Raw genomic sequence first — 20,511 nt, 5'->3', positions numbered from 1 at the left:
CATCCGGAACCCTTCCTCTTTTATTTGCACCTGCTTTATCCTCTCTTTGTAAAAAGGATATCGTGATTGATCTGCGTGTAGAATGCTTTCTGCATATCCTGTTCTTCTCTTCCCATCAGCCACATCAGCTTTGTGATCACTGCTTCCAGTGTCATATCATAGGCTTCGATCATATTGAAATCCTGCTTCACTTTTTTCCCGACTTCATAGACCGTCATATTACTTCCCTCATTGGCAACCTGTGTTGTCATCACGACAAATTTACCCTTACCTGACCATTTTTTCATCTCCTGATAGAATTCCTGAACAAGCGTCTGCGGAATACCACCTACGCCAAAGCTTTCAATTACCAGACAGTCATAGTGTTCAAACAGATAGGACAGAATATCCGGCTTCATTCCCGGGATCAGCTTTAATACATATACACTGTCTTTCATATCATAATAAAACTTAACTGCATGGCGGCACGGAATCTCCGGAATATACCGGACCAGGATACCATCCTGAATAACTGCAAGATACGGAAAATTGATACTCGAAAATGCATTGTAACTCTTTGCATGCTCTTTCTTTGCACGTGTTCCGACAATTACCTTTCCGTCAAATACAAGGTTGACCCCCTGGGAATCATCATCCGCCGCATAAATAAAGCTGTCCAGCAGATTTGTCTTCGCATCTGTCACATCCATATTGATTGGCTTCTGCGCGCCTGTAACAACAATCGGCTTGGCTGAATTCTGTATCATATAAGAAAGTGCCGCCGCTGTATATGCAAGCGTATCCGTGCCGTGGCAGATTACAAACCCATCATAATATGCATAATTGTCTTCCACTGCTTTTACCATCATTTTCCAGTGTTCCGGTGTTACATTCGTGCTGTCAAGATTACACACCTGCTTTGTCTGAACCTCACATACATTTTTTACAGCCGGAATATAAGATAAAATATCCTCCGGTGTCAGTCCCGGTGCCAGTCCATCCTTTGTCTGACGGGATGCGATCGTCCCACCTGTACCTAACATCAAAATCTTCTTCATCTTTGATTTTCCTCTCTTCTACCTCATTATTATCCAAAATTTTTGTCAATCAGACTACAGTATTCTGCAAATGCTTCCGTCTCTGCAAATGCTTCCCGTAATGCTTCTCTGACGCCTTTATAATACCATCCGATCGTTGCTTTGTCTTTCATTCGGAATCTGTTCCACAATTCCTCTCCACATACAGGATAATCCCGATCAATATCCCGCATATTCGACAGCTTGTCCGCAAGTCCGATCATCTGAACCTCAATTGGTGCTGTCTTAAGCCTTTCTATGGTTGCACTTTTTCTTTCCATCCAGGTCTTGGATTTATCTTCGCTTTCCTGTGATACGATTCCCGCAACTCTTGCTGAAAACATCTCTTTTAACACATTTGCATCCACACCCTCACAGTCCTCGATCGTATCATGCAGGATTGCTGCACTGATGATCTCCTCATCCTGTGTCATCGTGGATACTATCTTTCCTACTTCCATCGGATGTACAATATACGGTCTGTCGGTCCCCTTCCGATACTGACCTTCATGTACCTTGGTGGCAAAATCAATGGCTTTCTGTACCATGTTTTTCCTCCTCGCATCTGTATGACATTTTTTCAATATTTATCATAACACCAGCGTCTTTAAATCACAAGAAAATCAGTGTATAATATTGTCTGATTATGTAGAAAAAAATAACTGTAAAGTAATTCTTATAAATAGCAAAAGGAGTTTTTATAAATGAACAGAAAACAGATTCTTGTCACCGGCGCTTCCCGTGGAATCGGAAAAGCCTGCGCTATCCACTTTGCAAAAGAGGGATGGCATGTATTTTTAAACTGCCGCAAATCCATCAGTGAATTGCAGGCTACTGCTGATTTTATCACAAAGGAAACCTCCGGTTCCTGCGAAATCCTCCCAGGAGATGTAGGTGTTCCATCCGAAGTCGGACGTATCTTTGACCAGATTGAAATGTCCGGCTCCGGTCTTGACGTACTCATCAACAATGCCGGAATCGCATGGATGGGACTTCTGACAGATATGAGCATTGAAGAATGGAACCGAATGATTTCCACTAATCTTTCTTCCGCATTTTACTGCTGCCGCGCAGCACTTCCCTACATGATCCATCAGAAAGCGGGACGTATCATCAATATTTCTTCGATGTGGGGAACTGTCGGTGCTTCCTGTGAAGTTGCTTATTCTGCCACCAAATCCGGTCTGAACGGTCTTACCCGCGCACTTGCAAAGGAACTTGCGCCAAGCAATATCCAGGTCAATGCGATCGCCTGTGGTGTCATCGATACCGTAATGAACGATCTTCTGGATGCGGAAGAAAAAGCTGCCCTCGCAGAAGAAATCCCTGCCGGACGTTTCGGGACACCAGAAGAAGTCGCGCTTCTCGCATGGCAGCTTGCAAATGCCCCTGCCTATCTTACCGGGCAGATACTGGGTATGGACGGAGGATATATCTAACTCCTACTCCCAGATCTTGTCCCACTTCGCGTAAAGTGTAATACTGGATGCCGGGTATCTTTCGGATTCCCGGTTTTCCAGAAGCTTTGTCTGCTCCGTATATTTCTCATTCAGCTCATCTTCAAGTGTCCCATACTGCTCCTGTTTTGCAAGCTCTGCCAGTTCTTTTTCCTGCACAACTCCAGCATCAATCCACGCATACCATCCTTCAAATCGATATCCGTCTTTCACTGCCGTTGGCATACATCCTTCACTTAACCGAAGGCTCTGCCCATACACAGTATAGTCTGCCGCAAATTTTCTTTTGTTCTTTCCTTTATTCTGCCCGGCTTCAAGCTCTTCACCATTTCCCCTTGTCGCAAACAGCCTTCTTCCGCCTGCTGTTGCCGTACCGTAATTCTCGATCTCACCACCTGCAGCGTCATAATAAATAACCGTATAAGGTGCCCAGACATATGCCGTACCAAACTTTTCTGTCTCTGGCCCTGTCCCATTTCTGTCAAACCGGAATCCGTAATGGTACTCTTTTCCTTCATAAAAATAAGTGAAAAATCCTGGTATTCCTGCCGGGATCCCAACCTCCTGATTTACCGACTTGTGAAAATCAAACCGGATCAGCTCTGCTCCATCTGGTGTCTCCCCATCATCTGCGTAAACCGATATTCCTGCACTATTGCACGCCCAGACAATCACTCCACCAAACATCACCAGCAGCAAATACCGAACTATCATCGTCCAGATACTTCCAATCCGTTCCATACATGTCCCTCCTCATCCCAAAAGCTAAATTACCCATGTATATTTATATGCAGGCAGAATTTTATATATTCCCTCAAACAGAATCATCCACTATCCCTGAACGAAAAATTTCAAAAAAATAAACTGATCAGATTCCATCGCACAAAAGTGAATCTGATCAGTTTATTTTTTTACAATTTGATGTCGCAGCTTATCGATCTCACCCCTACTTAAAATCCAATTCCACCGGACAGTGGTCAGACCCAAATACATTTGTCAGAATCTTCGCATCTTCCAACCTGCTTTCCAGTGCTTTTGATGTACAGAAGTAATCGATACGCCAACCTGCATTCTTTTCTCTTGCCTTAAACCGGTAGGACCACCAGGAGTAAATTCCTTCTTTATCCGGATAGAAATAGCGGTAAGTATCAATGAATCCCGCATCCAGAAGTGCTGAGAATTTTGCTCGCTCTTCATCTGTAAATCCGGCATTCTTCCGGTTGGTCTTTGGATTCTTCAGATCAATTTCTTTGTGTGCCACATTCAAATCTCCACAGAAGATCACCGGTTTTGTCTCTTCCAGCTTCTTAAGATAAGCAAGAAACGCATCTTCCCAGGTCATACGGTAGTCAAGTCTTGCCAGTTCGCTCTGGGAGTTCGGTGTATACACAGTAATAAAATAAAAATCCTCAAATTCCAGTGTGATCACGCGCCCTTCCTGATCATGTTCTTCTATCCCAAGTCCGTAAGTAACCGATAACGGCTCTTTCTTTGTAAAAATTGCAGTCCCTGAGTATCCTTTTTTCACAGCCGAGTTCCAGTACTGGTGATATTCCGGCAGATCAAGTACAAGCTGCCCTTCCTGCATCTTTGTCTCCTGCAGACAGAAAATATCCGCATCTGCATCTTTAAAAAAATCCATAAATCCTTTCTGCACACATGCACGGATTCCATTTACATTCCATGAAATAAACTTCATCTCTTCTCTTTCCTCCATTTCTTTGGTTTTTATTTTTCGCTGATCTTCTGTACCGCTTTTTTAAGCTCCGCTTCTGTATAAAAAACACGGCCTAAAAACAGACCCTTCGCCGGTGCCGGAAAACCAGATTTCTTTCGGTCTTTCGCTTTCAGAATCTCCAGTATCTCTTCCGCTTTTATTTTCCCGATTCCCACATCCAGAAGCGTTCCGGTAAGTATCCGGACCATATGATATAAAAATCCATCTCCGATCCACGATAACGTAAGTGTATCCTTTTCATACACGATCCCGACCGCATAAATCGTCCGTACCGTATCTTTGTCCTCTTTCAAATCCGTAAAGGCGGAAAAATCGTGGGTTCCCATCAGATACTCTGCTGCTTTTTCCATCGCAGCGATATCGACCGGATGTGGAAAATGAAACCGGTATTTCCGATGAAATACTTCCATCTTGTCACGCAGATCAATCTGATACTCATAGCATTTCCCGACCGCACTCTTTCTTGCATGAAAATCCCGTTTTTCTCTGCTGATATCCAGCACTCTGATATCTTCCGGGAGAAGTGCATTTAACTGCTTCTTAAAACTGTCCATATCAATTTCTTGTTCCAGATACAGACTACACTCCTGCCCTAACGCATGTACACCACTATCCGTTCTTCCTGAACCACTGACCACCGTCTTTTTCCCTGCAATTTCTGAAATCCGCCGTTCCAGAATTCCCTGTACAGTAAGTTCCGTATTCTCCTGTCTCTGCCATCCACGATACGCCGTTCCATCATAGGCAACTGTTATCCGGTAAGTATTCATCCTTTTATAAAAGGGGCGAAAACTTTATAAGTCCTCGTCCCTGTCACCTTTCTGTTATCTGTTTTTCCGGTAAATGATCAGAAGTCCTTTCAGAAGCAGATCGTCATCCAGTATGACCTCTCTCTTGCAGTACGGAACAATCTTCTTGGAAAGTCCACCTGTTGCGATTGCAGTCATCGGCTGTCCAATTGCTTCCTCAATCCGGTCAATAATTCCATCGATTGCCGCTGCACTGGAATAGAGAACACCACTCTTCATACATTCGATCGTATTCTTTCCGACAATCCGCTTCGGTGCTTCCAGACCGATTCCCTGAAGCTGGGATGCATTTTCCGTCAGGGCGTTCAGTGAAATATTCACTCCCGGATAGATCATGCCTCCGATATAATTTTTCTTTTCATCGATCACACTGACTGTTGTCGCCGTTCCCAGATCGAAAATCATCATCGGAGCTTTGTATTCTGCAATTCCGGCAACTGCATTTGCCACCAGATCACTTCCGAGCTGTGCCGGATTATCCATCAGGATATTGAGTCCGTTCTTCACGCCAGGTCCGATGACCAGTGTCTCTTTTTTCAGAATCTTTTCTGCCGCCTCTTTTACGACATATGTAATCTGCGGAACTACCGAGCTGATGATCGCTCCTTCCAGCTTCTCCGGTTTGATTCCGTGAATATCCAGAACCATCTTGATATCAATCGCATATTCAAGTTCCATCTTTGTCTTGATCGTGGAAAGTCTTTCGATAAAATAGGTTTTGTTGTCATCCACACATCCAAGTACAATATTTGTATTTCCTATATCAATCGCAAGTATCATTTTTTACACTCCTAATCTTTCCTGTACCCCTTTTTTCATCAGCGTCTTTCCAAGTACCAGTGTGATCACCGCTGCAACAATCGCCTCCGGAATCCCATTGATTCCGATAATGCTCAGAATAAATCCATATACCGCCTTTACGGTAACACCATTGGCTGCCGCATAATCATTTCTGAAAAATACAAAAATAAGATTCATGACAAGAAGCGTATTGGTCAGTGCTCCGGAAAGTCCTGCCGCAACCAGTCCAATAGAAGATACTCCATTGTTCTTTGAAAGCTTCTTGATCAGACGGTAAACATAAAACGGCACTACACCGATCAAAATACGTGGCACAAAACAGATGATCAGACTTCCGATCCCTCCACTGTATTCACCCAGACTGTAAAATGGGGTAAATACGAATGATGTCAATGTCGGATTTATCGTATTATTGATAAAACTTGTAAGGCCAAACACGCCTCCAAGCGCTGCGCCCTTCTTCGGTCCGAGCATCAGAGAGCCCATGATCACCGGGATATGGATGATCGTCGCCCTTGTAAATCCCAATGGGATATATCCGATAAACGGAGTGAATGCCAGCACTACAATAAGTGCTGCAAAGATTGCCATCTGTACGAGTCCCTTTGTTTTGGACATGGATGTAGTACGTTCATTGCCTTGATTCATTTTTCTTTTCCTCCTGTTACTATTCTCTTTACGAGATACAATACATTTTGGCTTTTTATTTATTCATGCACTCCAGAATCTTGTCCAGAATACAAGCTGCTGTCTCTTCCTTGCTGATCAGTGGAAGTGCAGTCTCATCTTCCTTCGTGATCAGTGTCATCTGATTTGTATCACCCTGAAATCCTGCTCCGGCAACTTTAAGATTATTTGCCGCGATCATATCCAGCTTCTTCTTTTCAAGCTTCTTTCTGGAATTTTCAACCATATTCTCGGTTTCCATTGAAAATCCGCACAGAAACTGTCCGTCTTTTCTGTGTTCTCCGAGATATTTCAGAATATCGTCCGTCTTTTCCAGCTCCAGACTCATCTCGCTGTCTGATTTTTTCACCTTTTCATCCGCAATATGCTTTGGCCGGTAATCTGCAACCGCTGCTGCCTTACACACAATGTCTGCATCTGCCGCTTCTTCCTTTACCGCCTCGAACATTTCCTTTGCGGTCGTGACCGGAACGATCTTCACAAACATCGGCTTTTTGATCTCTGTCGGTCCGGTGACAAGCGTAACATCCGCTCCTCTTGCCGCAGCAACGCGTGCAAGAGCATATCCCATCTTACCGGATGAGTGATTCGTAATGTAGCGCACCGGGTCGATTGCTTCTCTTGTCGGTCCTGCTGTGACAAGAATTTTCTTTCCGGTCAGATCTTTCTCATAAGCAGTATCCCGGTAAATATATTCATACAAAGTCTCCGCTTCCGGCATTTTCCCGGCTCCGTTATCTCCGCATGCCAGATGTCCGCTTGCCGGCTGGATCACTTCATATCCATAATGCTCCAGAAGTTTTAAATTATCCTGTACGACCGGATTCTCATACATTCTTGTGTTCATCGCCGGTGCGAGGATCTTCTTACATTCGGCACATGCCATCACAGTCGTAGTCAGCATATCATCTGCAATCCCGTGTGCCAGTTTGCCGATCACATTCGCTGTAGCCGGTGCGATCATCACAATATCTGCCCATTTTGCCAGTGTCACATGTTCCACACTGTACTCAAAATTGCGGTCAAATGTATCGATCAGGCACTTATGCTGTGTCAGCGTCTCAAATACCAGCGGATTGATAAAATTCGTTGCATTCTGTGTCATCACAACTTTCACATCGTATCCTGTCTTTACCAGCATACTTGCCAGTGTTGCAATCTTGTACGCCGCAATACCGCCGGTCACGCAGAGCAATACTGTCTTTTTCCGTTCCATTTGTCTTTCCCCTTTTATTCTAATATTTTCTTCAGTTCATCCATGAAGGTATTCACGTCTTTAAATTCCCTGTATACCGATGCAAAACGTACATAAGCAACCGGATCCAGCTTTTTCAGGCTTTCCATAACAATCTCACCGATCTGGCTGCTCGGAATTTCTTTCTCTTCCCGGCTGAAAATCGCTGTCTCGATCGAGTCGATCGTTGCCTGAATATCTGCTGCCGATACCGGACGTTTATAGCACGCCCGGAGTACTCCGCCTTCCAGCTTAGTACGGTCATACTGCTCCCGGTTGTTGTCCTTCTTGATCACGATCAGCGGTATGGTCTCCACCTTCTCATAGGTTGTAAAACGCTTGTTGCACGCATCACAGGATCTTCTCCTTCTGATCGTCGTTCCGTCATCTGCCGGTCTTGAGTCGATGACTCTTGTATCAATGTTACCACAATATGGGCACCTCATCTTTTTTCCTCCTGCCTGGTTCTTGATTGATTCTACTGCCGAATCACGCACATTTTTAATGTCTATAGTATAAATCCTGTATACAAGGTTGTCAACAAATTCACACTTTATCAAAAGGCTATATAAGCCGGCTCTCCACCAGCTTCCATGCCTGTACGATCAGCGCCGCATGGTCACAGGCAATCTGCTCCGATTCTTTTACCTTATAATAAGTCTCTCTTACCAGTCCACTTCTTTCCTTTTTTTCAACGATCGCCGAAATTGTAAGCTCTGCTTCTTTATTTTCCAATGCCAGTCGATAAATGGTTCTCTTCCAATCTCCATCCTCCTTCACCGATTCTGTCTGACAATGAAGCTGCATCCACTTTGCATCCGCCGCATCGTCACCAGCCTGCACCTTTACCTGTCCTTCATCCACAACCGAAAGATACGCTGACGTGATAATCCGTGCCCTTGGATCACGGCCCACATTCCCATAGACTGCAAACTGCTCCATCGGAAGATCCGCCACGCCGGTCTCCTCGGTCAGTTCTCTTCTTGCCGTATCTTCCAGATTCTCATGAAGTTCAATAAACCCACCCGGCAGCGCCCACCAGCCAATGCTCGGATGATTCCGCCTTTTAACCATCAGAACTTTCCATTCTCCGTCCACTACCTTTCTTTTGCAGGAGAATATAACTGCATCGGTTGTCACACAAGGATTCTTATATTTATAAGGATCATACTCTTCCAGAAATTCTTCCAGCGTCTGTCCCTTTTCATTTTCGTTTCCGTTTCCCCGGAACGGCTCGATTTCTTTAAAAAATGCTGTCATTTTTCTTCTCTCCTTTGTCTTTTTACTTGTTCTCATTTATTTCACTGAGCAGTCTGTACTCTTCTTCCTCTTTTACTATTCTTATTTACACGGCTTTAGACATTTGTCCTCTTTAATTTCCACAAGAATAATATCCTCTCCAATCCTGCGAATACACTCAAACGGAATAATATACTCCGCATCATACCCAAGAAATCCACAGATTCTTCCCGGTCCCGGTACGATCAATGCTTCCACACACCCTGAACAGATATTGATCTGCAGATCTGCAACAAACCCGAGCCGCTTGCAGTCACATATGTTGATGACCTCACGTTCTTTTAATCCGCAAAATCGAATCCGTTCCTCTTTCATACTGCACCATCCATCGGACTTCTTATTATATTATATGAACATCTCCCCTTGTTGTCAGCATATTTTCTAAAAATCCCCGTCCTTGTGCCATTTAGCTTCTGCCCACCAGTAATTCCTTTTTATACTGTGCATTTTTGCCAACTAATGATTGCAATTTCCATAAAAAAATACTATAATTTTTATATATTTTTTATCGCTGTTGTCTGCGTTATATGTTTTTCATACGCAGACAATTCAAATTCTGAGAAACAGAGGGATGTAATATGAAGAAAAAAGTTGTTGTTGCATTAGGACACCGCGCACTCGGAACCACACTTCCGGAGCAGAAGGTTGCCGTTAAAAAAACTGCAGTTTCCATTGCAGATCTTGTTGAAGAAGGATACCAGGTAGTAATCACACACAGTAATGGACCTCAGGTTGGTATGATCCATACTGCTATGAACGAATTCAGCACCAATCATCCGGATTATACCGCTTCTCCGATGTCAGTCTGCTCTGCTATGTCGCAGGGTTACATCGGATACGACCTGCAGAATGCGATTCGCGAAGAACTGATCGGACGCGGCATCTATCGCAGCGTATGCACCGTTATCACACAGGTAACTGTTGATCCATATGACGAAGCATTCTATACACCAACCAAGATTGTCGGACGTATCATGAACGCAGAAGACGCTGCCGCTGAACGTAAAAAAGGCAATTATGTAGTAGAAGTTCCTGGTCAGGGCTTCCGCCGTGTCGTTGCTTCTCCAAACCCGGTTGATATCGTAGAAGTTGATGCCATCCGCACCCTTACCGATGCAGGACATATTGTAATCGCCTGCGGTGGTGGCGGAATCCCGGTACTCCAGCAGAACAATCACCTCAAAGGTGCCAGCGGAGTCATCGAAAAAGACCTTACTGCCGGCAAGCTTGCTGAACAGATTGATGCTGATGAACTCATCATCCTGACCAGTGTAGAAAAGGTATGCTTAAACCACGGAAAAGAAGATGAAGAAGAACTCGATAATATCTCCGTAGAACAGGCTAAACAGTACATGGATGAAGGACACTTTGGAATCTACAACATGCTTCCAAAATTCCAGGCATCCGTAGGATTCATAGAAAAGAAAGAGGGAAGAAGTGCTCTGATTACTTCTTTTGATACTCTGAAAGATGCTCTGAAGGGTAAAACCGGAACTGTTATTGAATAAATGTACAAAAGGGACGACATAAAGGACTCCGTTTTCTGTGGGTAGAAATGGTGAAGAGTCCGTAGAGAAAAAATGCACCAGTAATTTGGATACCGGGCTGATTCGCGGAATAATCCTGATGATTATTCCACTCAGCAGCCCTCTGGATTTCGTGCTTGTAGCACGAAACCAGATCCGAATTACTGGTGCATTTTTTCTAACAGACTCTAGCACCGTTTCTAATCACAGAAAACGGAGTCCTTTATGTCTATGTCTTGATAACTTTTAATTTCAGAAACATTCACACAAGCACTTTATTCCTACTATCTACTATTCCATTCACTCGCACCCACCCCATAACGGGGGCAGCCTCCAGGCGTCCCCCCGTGGAATACAGCAAGGCAGGGACAAGTAGATTCTGTTTTTTTATGTTAGAAAGCGGCGATTAGAGTCCGTTGTAAAAAGGCAGCCGGTAATTTGGATCTGATTTCGTGTTTCATACACGAAATCCAGAGGACTGCTGAGCCGAATAATCATCAAGATTATTCAGCGAATCAGTCCGGTATCCAAAATTACCGGCTACCTTTTTACCTATGGACTCTTCGCCGCTTTCTCCTCATAAAAAAACAGAATCTACTTGTTCCGGCCTGTATGTCATCCACCAAACGCTTACCCCTGAACCTGTAACAGCTTCGCTTTCAGTTCAGCTTCGATGCGCTGCATTTCCACCTCTGCCTGCTGACGTTTCTGGCGGCCTTCCTGTTGGATCTGCATGACTTCATCGAAGGTTGCGATCAGCGATTCATTGGTTGCTTTTAAGGTTTCAATATCTACGATTCCACGCTCGGATTCTTTGGCAGTCTCTACAGTAGCAATCTTCAGCTTTTCTGCGTTCTTGCGCAGGAGTTCATTGGTCATATCGTTGACCTCTCTCTGGGCTGCGGCTGCCTGTGCAGAATGTTCTACACCAAGGGCGAGTACCATCTGGCTTTTCCAGAGTGGGATCGTATTGACGAGTGTAGACTGGATTTTTTCTGCCATCATTGTGTCGTTTCCCTGTACCAGACGGATCTGTGGTGCGGTCTGCATGGCGATTGTCTTGGTCAGTTCCAGATCATGCAGCTTTTTCTCAAAACGTTCACATCTGGAATCCAGATCTTTTGCTGCCTGTGCATCCTCGGCAAGTCCACTTGCCATCGCTTTATTCTTCAGTTCCTGTAGTTCGCCGTTTCTTGTCTCGGCAAGCTTCTGCTTTCCGGCAAGCACATACATGGCCAATTCTTTATAATATGTCAAGTTCACTTCATACATCTTGTCCAGAAGCGCAATGTCTTTCATAAGCTGCACTTCGTGAGATTCCAGTGCTTTGACAATATTGTTTACATTGGTTTCTGCTTTTGCATATTTGGCTTTCATTGCCTGGATCTTGTTTCCGCCTTTTTTGAAGATTCCGAGGAATCCTTTTTCCTCTTCCTCATCAAATCCTTTCAGTTCTGTCACCACATCACTTAACAGTGTGCCAACCTCTCCAAGATCTTTTGTTTTTACATTTTCCAGTGCTTTTTCTGAAAAATCTGCGATCTTCTTCTGGGTTCCGGCTCCGTACTGAAGAATCATGTTCGAATTGGCGAGATCAATTTTTTCTGCAAATGCACTGACCATATTCTTTTCTTCCGGTGTCAGGACGATCTCCGGTGTTTCCGGTTCTGTCTCCTGATAAATCTGCGGAGTCTCTTTTTTTTCTTCCTGGAACGGATCTAGTGTCAGCTCCGGTGTCACATTAAATTCTTCAAAATCGTTCATACTCTTCTTCCTCCTGCGACTTTATTTTTTCATTCCGTCCTCTTTCAGACCTTCCTGTGCAAGCATGGTATTCAATACGGAAATATCCGATGAGACATCCCACATGGTATCCTGAAACAGGTCATCCAAAAGCTTCTCAAACGCCGTATTTAAAGTATCGAGCGTTGCCTCAATCTCACGTTTTGCAGTCTGGATATTTTCTCCATCAACCGGCTGTCTGTCAAGCTGTTCATATGCTTCCAGAAGCTTGATCGTCGTCGGAAGATAATATTCCATCAGCTTACGGATATCCGAAACTGACTGTGGATTTTCTTCCACCCGGTCGAAGATCCGGTCTACCAGCATCTCCATCCGGCTGATCTTTGCGGAAATCTCTTCTCCCGGAATGGCTTCATTACACTCATGGATCTTTCTGATAAAAGCATCCCCCTGGTCAATGATCTTCTGCACCTCCGGTGCCAGCTTTTCATTCTTTGCTTCTTTTTCTTTTGTATTTTCCTGTGTCTTCTCTTCTTTCTTTACCGGCTCTTCCGCTTTCGACTGCTGTCTGCGGGTTTCGATCTGTAAATATTCTTCATAAGCACGGTTTGACAGGATCAGGCATTTCTTCTCACCATCCATGTGCCCCTGACGGAACCAGCCTTTAGAAATCATTCTTTCCAGATCCTTTGTCACAAATTTTATGGATTTTCCGGAATTGCTTCCGATCTCCGAAATATTGCAATACTCTCTGCCTGCAATCCTGCGGCTGTAGTTTTTGAATCTTCCAACCTGTTTCAGAAGCTTAATGCCCCATCCTGTGATCATGCCACTTGCTGCCGTAAACAGTCCAAATACCGCACGCATGATCCATAAAGCCCCCGGACTTTCCGGCAAAGAAGCAATACAAGATGCAAGGAACAGAATCAGAAATATAAGTGCTATGCTTCCGCCTGTTGCGATCATGACAATTCCGCCTGCCTTTGTTCCCGTCGTCGATCCATACAAGACAGGTGACTGCTGTGCATTGCTGTATCCATACCGGCTGCTGCCCTGTGATTCCGCCTTATAGTCCTGCATATCCGGATTCCATGCTCTTCCATTTCCATCCGTTCCGCTCCACCTGTAAGTTCCAAACGGAGGTACACCTCCTCCAGGCGTTCTTCCCCATCTGTCAGCCCCGCCCATCTGTCCATATCTTCCACGCGGTCCTCCCGGACCTCTTCCCATATTTCTCGTTGCCTGATCAAACGCATTTCCAAAAGAACGCATGCTCTGTTCCGCGCCATTTACCGCACCGTTCACTGCCCGGTTGATCGTATCTGTGATCGTCTGGTTCAGCTTTCGGTAATCCTGCGAGTCTACAGCATCCTGCACGGTTCGTCTGATCTCTTCTCCAAATCTTTCCCAATCCTGCATTTTCAGCTTCTCCTTTATTTTGAAAACTTGATCCTGTCATCAATTCCGTGCGAAAGAACATAATCAAAAACGGTCTTTGGCACCAGATCATCCCACTTTTCATCTGCCAGGATCCTCTGCCGGATCTGGGAACCTGATACCCCTTTTTCCTCTTTGGTCCTTCTCCAGAGAACTTCCACCGGAATTCCAAGCTTCTCAAAACGCTTCTCATTGTTCGCAGTCCATTCATCACAGATACTCATAAAGCAGACCGCACCCTCCGGCAGATACTGCCCCAGATATTCCACTCTGTCAATCGGAAATGGGATGATCTCAAACTCTTCTCTCGGCACTCCGAAACTGAGCAACGTATCACGAAGCATCTCATAACGCTCAATATAAGTCAGAGGATTAGCGCTCCGTCTTACCCGGTAATTGTCTTCCTCACCCCCTGATACGTGCAGATCATCCGACATAGTGATTCCTATATAAAGCCTTTTGCAGCGCATCTTTGCCGCCAGAATATATTCCACATGTTTGAGATGCAGAATCTGAAATCTTCCATATACCAGCCCTTTTTCTATCATTTATACGTCCCTTGCTTTCTGTAATTTTATCTTTTCAATGATGTTGAGGTCAAAAGGTATTTTAACCCTTTTGATACCAGATTGCTACGTGCTTTGCACTCTCGCAATCCTTTTCAATTAGTCTATCTGTATTCTACTACAGAACGGTCGTTCTTAGCAAGAAATACCTCTGTATACGACAAAAAGATGACTTTCGTCACCTTTTTGTCTTTTTCTTCTATTCAACGATTTTATAATATTCTTTTGCTGTTATCACAAATACGATCACATAAAAGACGGCAAAGATTCCCACTGTACCGGCAGTGCATCCGAAGAACAGCTTTGTATTTTTCAGATAAAATACGGCTAAAAGCTTTGTGATCACCGGAAATGCAACTGCAATATGAATGATCGCCATCACAAGCGGCAAGAAGAATACCATCAGGATCTGGCTGCGTATCGAACTTTTGACCTCGCGTTTGCTCATCCCTACCTTCTGCATGATCTGATAGCGTTCTCTGTCATCAAAGCCTTCGGAAATCTGTTTGTAATAAATGATCAGCACCGTTGCCATCAGGAACAGGCTTCCAAGATACATTCCAATAAAAAACACACCGCCATACAGACCAAAGAAAGTCTCTTTTTCAAGATATCTTCCCTCTACACCAGTATGTTCAAATTCACTTTCTGCCTGTGCTTTCAGCTCTTTGACAGCTTTCAGCTTCTGATCTTCGCTGCCCCTTAAATTGAATGACTCCCTCCATTTTACCGGTTTGTCCTCTGCCTCGAGCTGGTATTTTTCCAGATAATCTTTCATAAACTCTTTTTCATCACTGACGATCATATAATATACATTTTCTGTATTAGAATCACTCTTCTTTCCAAAAGGTGCAGTATCCAGTTCCTTCTTGACCATCCATGTTTCCTCATCAATCCGGATCGTATCCTTTCCATAATTTTCCCCATTTGTAAAAAGAATAGCTTCCTTATCCCCAAGCTCCAACCTTTCGCCGGTCAGCTTATTATAATCTGCCAACCTAATCACATCAAAAAACACCACATCGGATGACGAATTATCCTTTATCATCGCAGAGGTATATTCTTCTCCGTTTTTTATCTTAACAAACTCTGCCATATGCCAGCTCTTCTCATCTGTGATCTCTACCTGATTATCCCGGCAGATCTTTTCCACCATGTCGTGCAGCTTCTGATTTTCCGCATCATCAGATACTGAATTTGTAATATACACTTCCTGCGGATACCTTGTTCTTAAGACATCCTCCTTTCCGATGTACAAAGATACGGTAGACGAAATGGTCACCAGAACCATAGTACTGAGCACACAGATATTTGACAGCCCGACTGCATTCTGCTTCATCCGGTAAAGCATGCCGGATACGGATATAAAATGCTTTGTTTTATAATAGAAATTTTTGTTTTTCCGAAGCAGCTTTAAAAAAGCTATACTCCCTGCTGTAAAAAGTGCATAGGTTCCGATAATGACACAGATTACTGCGACAAAGAAAAGTTGAAGCGCCTTAAGTGGTTCTTTTGTCGTAATCGCAATGTAATAACCGATCCCAAGGAAAATGATACCAGCCACAGTCAGAAGCCATTTGGTTTTCGGCTCCCGCTCGCCCTGACTCCCCGCACGCAGAAGCTCGATCGGATTGGCAAGCCGGATCTGCAAAAGATTATAGATCAGAGTCAATGCAAAGATCAGCGTGAAAAAGAGAACGGTATTTCCGGCAATCTCCCATGACATCCGAAATGCCAGTTTATCGTCATAATGAATCATTCTTTTCAGAAGTGCATACATCAGCTTTGCAAGCGCAGTTCCGAAAAAGATTCCACCCAGAATACTGACCGCACCGGTTACAACCGTCTCGATCACCAGCATTTTCGCAAGCTGCGGTTTCCCCATTCCGAGAATGTGATACACTCCGATTTCTCTTTTCCTTCTTTTGATCAGAAAACTGTTGGTGTAAAATAGAAAGATCAGTGCAAATATTTCAATTACATGAACACTCAGACTTAAAATGATCTGTAATGCTTCCTGGTTCATTGGCGAATTTGCCGCCAGATTTGCCATCATATAATACATCATCACCGTTAAAATGGCCGTCAATACATAGGGAATATATGACTTCCGGTTATTTTTCAGATTGGAAATGGCAAGCTTTGTGTAAATCGATCTATTCACGGTGCTCACCTCCTGTTGTGAGAACCGTCAAGGTATCGGTGATCTTCTGGTACATCTCGTCACTGGTCAGATTGCCACGGTAAAGCTGATGGAAAACTTCCCCATCCTTGATGAAGAGGACTCTCTTTGCCGTGCTCGCTGCTTTGACACTGTGCGTTACCATGACAATCGTCTGCCCGTTATCGTTGATCGCATTAAAGAGTCCCAGAAGCTCATCCGTCGATCTGGAATCCAGCGCACCGGTCGGTTCATCGGCAAGGATCAGTTGCGGTTGTGTGATTAGAGCACGTGCAACGGCTGCTCTCTGCTTCTGCCCACCGGATACTTCATATGGATATTTGTTCAGAAGCTTACTGATCCCCAGCTGCTCTGCGATCGGCGCGATCCGGCTCTCCATTTCCGTGTATTTCTTTCCAGACAGGACCAGCGGAAGGAAAATATTATCCTTCAGGGTCAGTGTATCCAAAAGGTTGAAATCCTGAAAGACGAATCCAAGATTCTGCCGCCGGAATGCTGCCATCTCTTTTTCCCGGATCTTGCCGAGATCATTCCCTTTTAAGTAAACCTTTCCACCAGTCGGCTTATCAAGTGCAGCCAGGATATTCAGAAGTGTAGTTTTGCCGCTTCCGCTTTCTCCCATAATTGCTACATATTCGCCTGCTTCTACGGAAAAGCTGACGTTATGCAGCGCCTCTACCTGGTTTCCTCCGAAACGGGTTGTGTATATCTTTTTTACGTTCTTTACATCAAGTAATGCCATGGTTTTTATGACCTGCCCTTCTTTTTTATTTGATAAAGTCATTATAAAAAAGTAAGGGATTTCCTTCCATCGAAGTAAATGACAATTTGTGTGGGGTTTCTTACATTTTTGTAAGGATCGGGTTGGAAAAGACTTATTTTGGTGAAAGAGACGCCGCCAGAAAAAATAAATATTCCAAATTCCTTTGTGCAAACCATTCCGATGAACCACTTAGGACGGGAATCATGTTCGGCAATGGCCTCCATGATTCCTGTGTTTCATCTCCATTGCACAAACATGGAATTTTCCATATTTATTTTTTCTGGCGGCTGTGTAGTTCAAATGGATGAGCATTTTCGATTGGTCGATCCCTGCCAAAAAGTAAATTATAGTTTGATTCCGTTGTTGAAGGTTTTCTAAATCTTTCACCGATTGAATTTTTTACTCTATCCGCCGATGTTCACGGTCAAAATTTAAGTATACTTTTGTTCCTTTTTCTGGTTTTGATTCAATCCAGATAGTATGATGGAGACGATCTATGATTGTCTTACAGAGATATAATCCTATTCCAGTGGACTTTTTATTTGCTCTTCCATTGTAACCGGTAAAGCCTTTTTCGAAGATTCTTGGGAGGTCCTCTTCTGCAATGCCGATTCCGTTATCGGAGATCACCAGAGTTTTTTCTTCTGTGTAGATTGAAATTTCTCCGCCTCTTGCGTATTTAACTGCATTGGAGAGAATTTGTTCGATGACGAAGGTCAGCCACTTTTCATCGGTCAGGATCTTCTGATCCTGGATTTCAAGGTGAAGTCTTGTTCTGGTCATGATGAACATCTGGGAATATTTGCGGACTGCCTGGCGGACGATTTCTTCCAGGCTGCAGATCCGGAAGGCGTAATCGGAGGTTGCGGAACCCATTCTGAGATAGGTGAGTACCATATCCACATATTGTTCAATCCGGAACACCTCCATTTTCATGCTTCGGGTAAGTTCCTGTGCTTTCGGGCTTTCCTGTACTTCTTCCAGTTCTTCCCCGCTCTGGATCAGGACACCGAGTGCTGCAATTGGAGTCTTGATCTGATGAACCCACATGCTGTAATAATCAGACAGCTCCTGTTTTTCAATCTGCACAGAGGATTCCAGCTCTTTTTTCTCTTCGTAAAGCTGCCGGATCAATTCCTGGTACATTTCGCTTTCCCGGCTTTCTGCCTCCGGAAATCCTCCTGCCTCTGTCCGGATTTTTCCCTGATTTTCTTCCAGTATTCTTTGTCTTTTTTCATATCGTATGAAAACAAGTGTAAACCAGATCACATTCCATAAAATCACCAGAAGGAACGCATATCCTGCAATCTCCACCGGAATTTCATAGATCCAGAAGATGACTGCAAAGAGAATGCCCGAAACAAGAACCGCTATTCTCTCCGGTCTTTTTTCTTTCCAAAATGCCCTTAAAATCTCTGTCATACCAGCATGTACCCGATTCCTTTCTTTGTCCGGATCACATCATGCATTCCGGCTTCCTCCAGCTTTTTCCGAAGTCTCGCCACATTTACTGTAAGTGTATTATCATCGATGAATTCGTCACTTTCCCAGAGTCTGGTCATGATCGCATCTCTGGTCACAAATTTTCCTGCGCTCTCAAAAAACATCTGACAGATCTTGAACTCATTCTTGGTGAGTTCAATCTTCTGCCCGGCTATTGTAAGTGATGCATCTCCCAGATTCAGCAGCATTTCTCCATGCTCAATGATATTTGCCGTTCCCTGAAGGGCATATGCTCTTCTAAGCACCGCCTGCACCTTTGCTGTCACTACGTTCAGATCAAACGGCTTCTCGATAAACTCATCTCCGTCCATGTTCATTGCCATCACGATATTCATGTTGTCATTCATCGATGACAGAAAGATGATCGGCACATTGGACAGCTTCCGGATCTCCTGGCACCAGTAGAATCCGTTGTAAAACGGAAGCCCGATATCCAGGATTACAAGCTGTGGATCTGTCTTTTTAAATTCTTCCATTACATTTTTGAAATCACGTACACATACTGTCTTATAATTCCACTTTTTCAAATGCGATGCCAGCCGCTCTGCGATCGTGTTATCGTCTTCAACAATCAGTATTTTATACATTTATTCCTGACTCTCCTAAACTCTCTTCTGGAAGTTTCCGTACACCTTAACCCCTTCATCTACCGTAGTAAATGCTTCCGGATCCAGTAAATACACCATGTTCAGGATATCTTCTACTTCAAATTTATTCACGATCGTCACCAGAACATAATTGTGTTCACTCGTAAATGCACCTTCACCATTCCACTGCGTAACACCACGTCCGGTTTCTTTCATGATTGCCTCTGCGATTCCCTTCTTCTTCGTGAAAATCAGCATTCTCACATTGATGTTCTGAAAATGCATCCTGTCCAGAGTTACCGTGTAGAAGAACAGGTAGACGACCGAATAAATCACCGTTGAGATATCAAAAACTAAAAGATAAATGGCATACAGTATCAGATTGAAGATGGTTCCCAGTTTTCCAACAGACATTCCCGCATATTTTTTCGCCATCCAGATACCGATAACCTCGATTCCACCACCGCTTCCTTTTGCCGTCAGCATGATTCCGATTCCGGCTCCGGTTACAACACCACCGATGATGATTCCAATGACCGGATCAGCGATCACTGCTGTTGCCGGAGTTGGTACGATTGAAGTAAATAAACTGATTCCTACCGTTCCAAGGATTGTATTTATAAAAAATGTCTTTCCGATTTTAAACCATGCAATAAATAAAATCGGAATGTTGAGCAGTAAATAAATGATACCATACAGGTTCAGACCTGCAATTTCCTTAATCCCGATCTGTCCTGCTCCATAACTTAACAGCTGTGCAAGACCGACTGCTCCCCCGCTGTATAAATTCATAGGGATAATAAATACATTCAGACCAACTGCGTAGATCAGACAGCCCACTATGATCCAGACAACCTGCATTCCCCTCTTCTGTGGCAAAAAATTGTTCATACTTTTTCTTTCCTCCTTGCTTCCGTTTTGATACCAGATATTTCATAACTTTTCCATACAGTATATCACGCCGGCATCTGAATTTGTAGACTAAAGTACAAATCGGCTTATAATTTTCTGTTAGATATTTTAATCATTTTTCAAATAACAAAAGATGCCGCTCTGTTATCAGTTTTGATAACTTTGCAGCATCTTTCTACTCTTCTTTTTTTATCCAACGTGACGCTCAAATC

General features: G+C 43.9%; 21 protein-coding genes. 2 read left to right on the top strand and 19 right to left on the bottom strand.

The annotated features are described in order from the left end of the window. Positions 1-35 precede the first annotated feature (35 nt). Both PG418_RS05330 and PG418_RS05325 read right to left on the bottom strand, forming a co-directional pair. Positions 36-1,037, bottom strand: coding sequence for an asparaginase (locus PG418_RS05330; RefSeq protein ID WP_498837172.1), 1,002 nt, complete (start codon positions 1,035-1,037; stop codon positions 36-38). A gap of 29 nt (positions 1,038-1,066) precedes the next feature. Then, entirely contained in the window at positions 1,067-1,603 is a 537-nt protein-coding gene (locus PG418_RS05325; protein ID WP_008371469.1) for an HD domain-containing protein, read from the bottom strand. Positions 1,604-1,759: 156 nt separating this feature from the next. Between PG418_RS05325 and ymfI the strand changes: the two genes are divergently transcribed. Then, complete coding sequence (gene ymfI / locus PG418_RS05320; RefSeq protein ID WP_008371467.1) at positions 1,760-2,494, top strand: elongation factor P 5-aminopentanone reductase; 735 nt, start codon at positions 1,760-1,762, stop codon at positions 2,492-2,494. A gap of 3 nt (positions 2,495-2,497) precedes the next feature. On the opposite strand, the gene PG418_RS05315 is transcribed toward ymfI, so the two are convergent. The 9 genes from PG418_RS05315 to PG418_RS05275 form a co-directional block, all read right to left on the bottom strand. Further along, positions 2,498-3,253 carry a hypothetical protein gene (locus PG418_RS05315; RefSeq protein WP_498837171.1) on the bottom strand — a complete coding sequence of 252 codons (756 nt, stop codon included), beginning with the start codon at positions 3,251-3,253 and terminating at the stop codon, positions 2,498-2,500. A gap of 205 nt (positions 3,254-3,458) precedes the next feature. Further along, positions 3,459-4,211 carry an exodeoxyribonuclease III gene (locus PG418_RS05310; RefSeq protein WP_055247736.1) on the bottom strand — a complete coding sequence of 251 codons (753 nt, stop codon included), beginning with the start codon at positions 4,209-4,211 and terminating at the stop codon, positions 3,459-3,461. 29 nt (positions 4,212-4,240) lie between these two features. Next, on the bottom strand, positions 4,241-5,020 hold the full coding sequence (truA, locus tag PG418_RS05305) for a tRNA pseudouridine(38-40) synthase TruA (protein WP_498837170.1): 780 nt from the start codon (positions 5,018-5,020) through the stop codon (positions 4,241-4,243). 54 nt (positions 5,021-5,074) lie between these two features. Then, entirely contained in the window at positions 5,075-5,839 is a 765-nt protein-coding gene (locus PG418_RS05300) for a type III pantothenate kinase (RefSeq protein ID WP_008371460.1), read from the bottom strand. Between the two features lie 3 nt (positions 5,840-5,842). Beyond that, complete coding sequence (locus tag PG418_RS05295) at positions 5,843-6,508, bottom strand: ECF transporter S component (protein WP_498837169.1); 666 nt, start codon at positions 6,506-6,508, stop codon at positions 5,843-5,845. A gap of 55 nt (positions 6,509-6,563) precedes the next feature. Next, positions 6,564-7,763 (bottom strand): bifunctional phosphopantothenoylcysteine decarboxylase/phosphopantothenate--cysteine ligase CoaBC, encoded by a 1,200-nt coding sequence (gene coaBC, locus PG418_RS05290; protein ID WP_055262145.1) that lies wholly within the window; start codon positions 7,761-7,763, stop codon positions 6,564-6,566. A 14-nt stretch (positions 7,764-7,777) separates the two neighbouring features. Then, the gene (gene nrdR / locus PG418_RS05285; protein ID WP_055262168.1) at positions 7,778-8,227 is read right to left on the bottom strand and encodes a transcriptional regulator NrdR; all 450 of its coding nucleotides are present in this window, start codon (positions 8,225-8,227) and stop codon (positions 7,778-7,780) included. Between the two features lie 118 nt (positions 8,228-8,345). After that, a complete protein-coding gene (locus tag PG418_RS05280; RefSeq protein ID WP_055262166.1) occupies positions 8,346-9,041 on the bottom strand; it encodes an NUDIX domain-containing protein in 696 nt (231 codons plus the stop codon). Between the two features lie 81 nt (positions 9,042-9,122). Further along, positions 9,123-9,380, bottom strand: a complete 258-nt coding sequence (locus tag PG418_RS05275; RefSeq protein WP_055156107.1) for a PRC-barrel domain-containing protein — start codon at positions 9,378-9,380, stop codon at positions 9,123-9,125. A gap of 278 nt (positions 9,381-9,658) precedes the next feature. On the opposite strand from PG418_RS05275, the gene arcC reads away from it, so the two are divergent. Next, a complete protein-coding gene (gene arcC, locus PG418_RS05270) occupies positions 9,659-10,588 on the top strand; it encodes a carbamate kinase (RefSeq protein WP_117557150.1) in 930 nt (309 codons plus the stop codon). Positions 10,589-11,236: 648 nt separating this feature from the next. On the opposite strand, the gene PG418_RS05265 is transcribed toward arcC, so the two are convergent. The 8 genes from PG418_RS05265 to PG418_RS05230 all read right to left on the bottom strand — a co-directional run bounded on the left by PG418_RS05265 (position 11,237) and on the right by PG418_RS05230 (position 20,278). Beyond that, positions 11,237-12,370 carry a toxic anion resistance protein gene (locus tag PG418_RS05265; protein WP_022220821.1) on the bottom strand — a complete coding sequence of 378 codons (1,134 nt, stop codon included), beginning with the start codon at positions 12,368-12,370 and terminating at the stop codon, positions 11,237-11,239. A gap of 21 nt (positions 12,371-12,391) precedes the next feature. Then, a complete protein-coding gene (locus PG418_RS05260; protein ID WP_498837168.1) occupies positions 12,392-13,768 on the bottom strand; it encodes a 5-bromo-4-chloroindolyl phosphate hydrolysis family protein in 1,377 nt (458 codons plus the stop codon). A gap of 14 nt (positions 13,769-13,782) precedes the next feature. Then, the gene (locus PG418_RS05255) at positions 13,783-14,334 is read right to left on the bottom strand and encodes a nucleotidyl transferase family protein (RefSeq protein WP_055156041.1); all 552 of its coding nucleotides are present in this window, start codon (positions 14,332-14,334) and stop codon (positions 13,783-13,785) included. A gap of 217 nt (positions 14,335-14,551) precedes the next feature. Continuing rightward, a complete protein-coding gene (locus tag PG418_RS05250; protein ID WP_498837167.1) occupies positions 14,552-16,516 on the bottom strand; it encodes an FtsX-like permease family protein in 1,965 nt (654 codons plus the stop codon). Then, positions 16,509-17,276: an ABC transporter ATP-binding protein gene (locus PG418_RS05245; RefSeq protein WP_195367959.1), complete on the bottom strand. Its 768-nt coding sequence runs from the start codon at positions 17,274-17,276 to the stop codon at positions 16,509-16,511. The genes PG418_RS05250 and PG418_RS05245 overlap by 8 nt, the downstream gene beginning before the upstream one ends. A 420-nt stretch (positions 17,277-17,696) precedes the next feature. Continuing rightward, a complete protein-coding gene (locus PG418_RS05240; RefSeq protein WP_117557153.1) occupies positions 17,697-18,719 on the bottom strand; it encodes a sensor histidine kinase in 1,023 nt (340 codons plus the stop codon). Continuing rightward, on the bottom strand, positions 18,716-19,387 hold the full coding sequence (locus PG418_RS05235) for a response regulator transcription factor (RefSeq protein ID WP_498837166.1): 672 nt from the start codon (positions 19,385-19,387) through the stop codon (positions 18,716-18,718). Before PG418_RS05235 ends, PG418_RS05240 begins: the two co-directional genes overlap by 4 nt. A 15-nt stretch (positions 19,388-19,402) precedes the next feature. Beyond that, positions 19,403-20,278 carry a YitT family protein gene (locus tag PG418_RS05230; protein WP_022220447.1) on the bottom strand — a complete coding sequence of 292 codons (876 nt, stop codon included), beginning with the start codon at positions 20,276-20,278 and terminating at the stop codon, positions 19,403-19,405. Positions 20,279-20,511 lie beyond the last annotated feature (233 nt).

It is taken from the genome of Bariatricus sp. TF06-38A (assembly GCF_027690675.1).
Lineage (GTDB): Bacteria > Bacillota > Clostridia > Lachnospirales > Lachnospiraceae > Allocoprococcus > Allocoprococcus comes.
This window is presented reverse-complemented; position numbering and strand designations above follow the sequence as displayed.

Bases quoted from the DNA above. Each gene is read 5' to 3' on its own strand.
- PG418_RS05265 (WP_022220821.1), bottom strand. From the start codon at position 12,370: ATGAACGATTTTGAAGAATTTAATGTGACACCGGAGCTGACACTAGAT.
- PG418_RS05280 (WP_055262166.1), bottom strand. From the start codon at position 9,041: ATGACAGCATTTTTTAAAGAAATCGAGCCGTTCCGGGGAAACGGAAAC.
- ymfI (WP_008371467.1), top strand. From the start codon at position 1,760: ATGAACAGAAAACAGATTCTTGTCACCGGCGCTTCCCGTGGAATCGGA.
- coaBC (WP_055262145.1), bottom strand. From the start codon at position 7,763: ATGGAACGGAAAAAGACAGTATTGCTCTGCGTGACCGGCGGTATTGCG.
- arcC (WP_117557150.1), top strand. From the start codon at position 9,659: ATGAAGAAAAAAGTTGTTGTTGCATTAGGACACCGCGCACTCGGAACC.
- PG418_RS05230 (WP_022220447.1), bottom strand. From the start codon at position 20,278: ATGAACAATTTTTTGCCACAGAAGAGGGGAATGCAGGTTGTCTGGATC.
- truA (WP_498837170.1), bottom strand. From the start codon at position 5,020: ATGAATACTTACCGGATAACAGTTGCCTATGATGGAACGGCGTATCGT.
- PG418_RS05325 (WP_008371469.1), bottom strand. From the start codon at position 1,603: ATGGTACAGAAAGCCATTGATTTTGCCACCAAGGTACATGAAGGTCAG.
- PG418_RS05300 (WP_008371460.1), bottom strand. From the start codon at position 5,839: ATGATACTTGCGATTGATATAGGAAATACAAATATTGTACTTGGATGT.
- nrdR (WP_055262168.1), bottom strand. From the start codon at position 8,227: ATGAGGTGCCCATATTGTGGTAACATTGATACAAGAGTCATCGACTCA.
- PG418_RS05260 (WP_498837168.1), bottom strand. From the start codon at position 13,768: ATGCAGGATTGGGAAAGATTTGGAGAAGAGATCAGACGAACCGTGCAG.
- PG418_RS05235 (WP_498837166.1), bottom strand. From the start codon at position 19,387: ATGTATAAAATACTGATTGTTGAAGACGATAACACGATCGCAGAGCGG.
- PG418_RS05315 (WP_498837171.1), bottom strand. From the start codon at position 3,253: ATGGAACGGATTGGAAGTATCTGGACGATGATAGTTCGGTATTTGCTG.
- PG418_RS05295 (WP_498837169.1), bottom strand. From the start codon at position 6,508: ATGAATCAAGGCAATGAACGTACTACATCCATGTCCAAAACAAAGGGA.
- PG418_RS05255 (WP_055156041.1), bottom strand. From the start codon at position 14,334: ATGATAGAAAAAGGGCTGGTATATGGAAGATTTCAGATTCTGCATCTC.
- PG418_RS05330 (WP_498837172.1), bottom strand. From the start codon at position 1,037: ATGAAGAAGATTTTGATGTTAGGTACAGGTGGGACGATCGCATCCCGT.
- PG418_RS05245 (WP_195367959.1), bottom strand. From the start codon at position 17,276: ATGGCATTACTTGATGTAAAGAACGTAAAAAAGATATACACAACCCGT.
- PG418_RS05240 (WP_117557153.1), bottom strand. From the start codon at position 18,719: ATGACAGAGATTTTAAGGGCATTTTGGAAAGAAAAAAGACCGGAGAGA.
- PG418_RS05310 (WP_055247736.1), bottom strand. From the start codon at position 4,211: ATGAAGTTTATTTCATGGAATGTAAATGGAATCCGTGCATGTGTGCAG.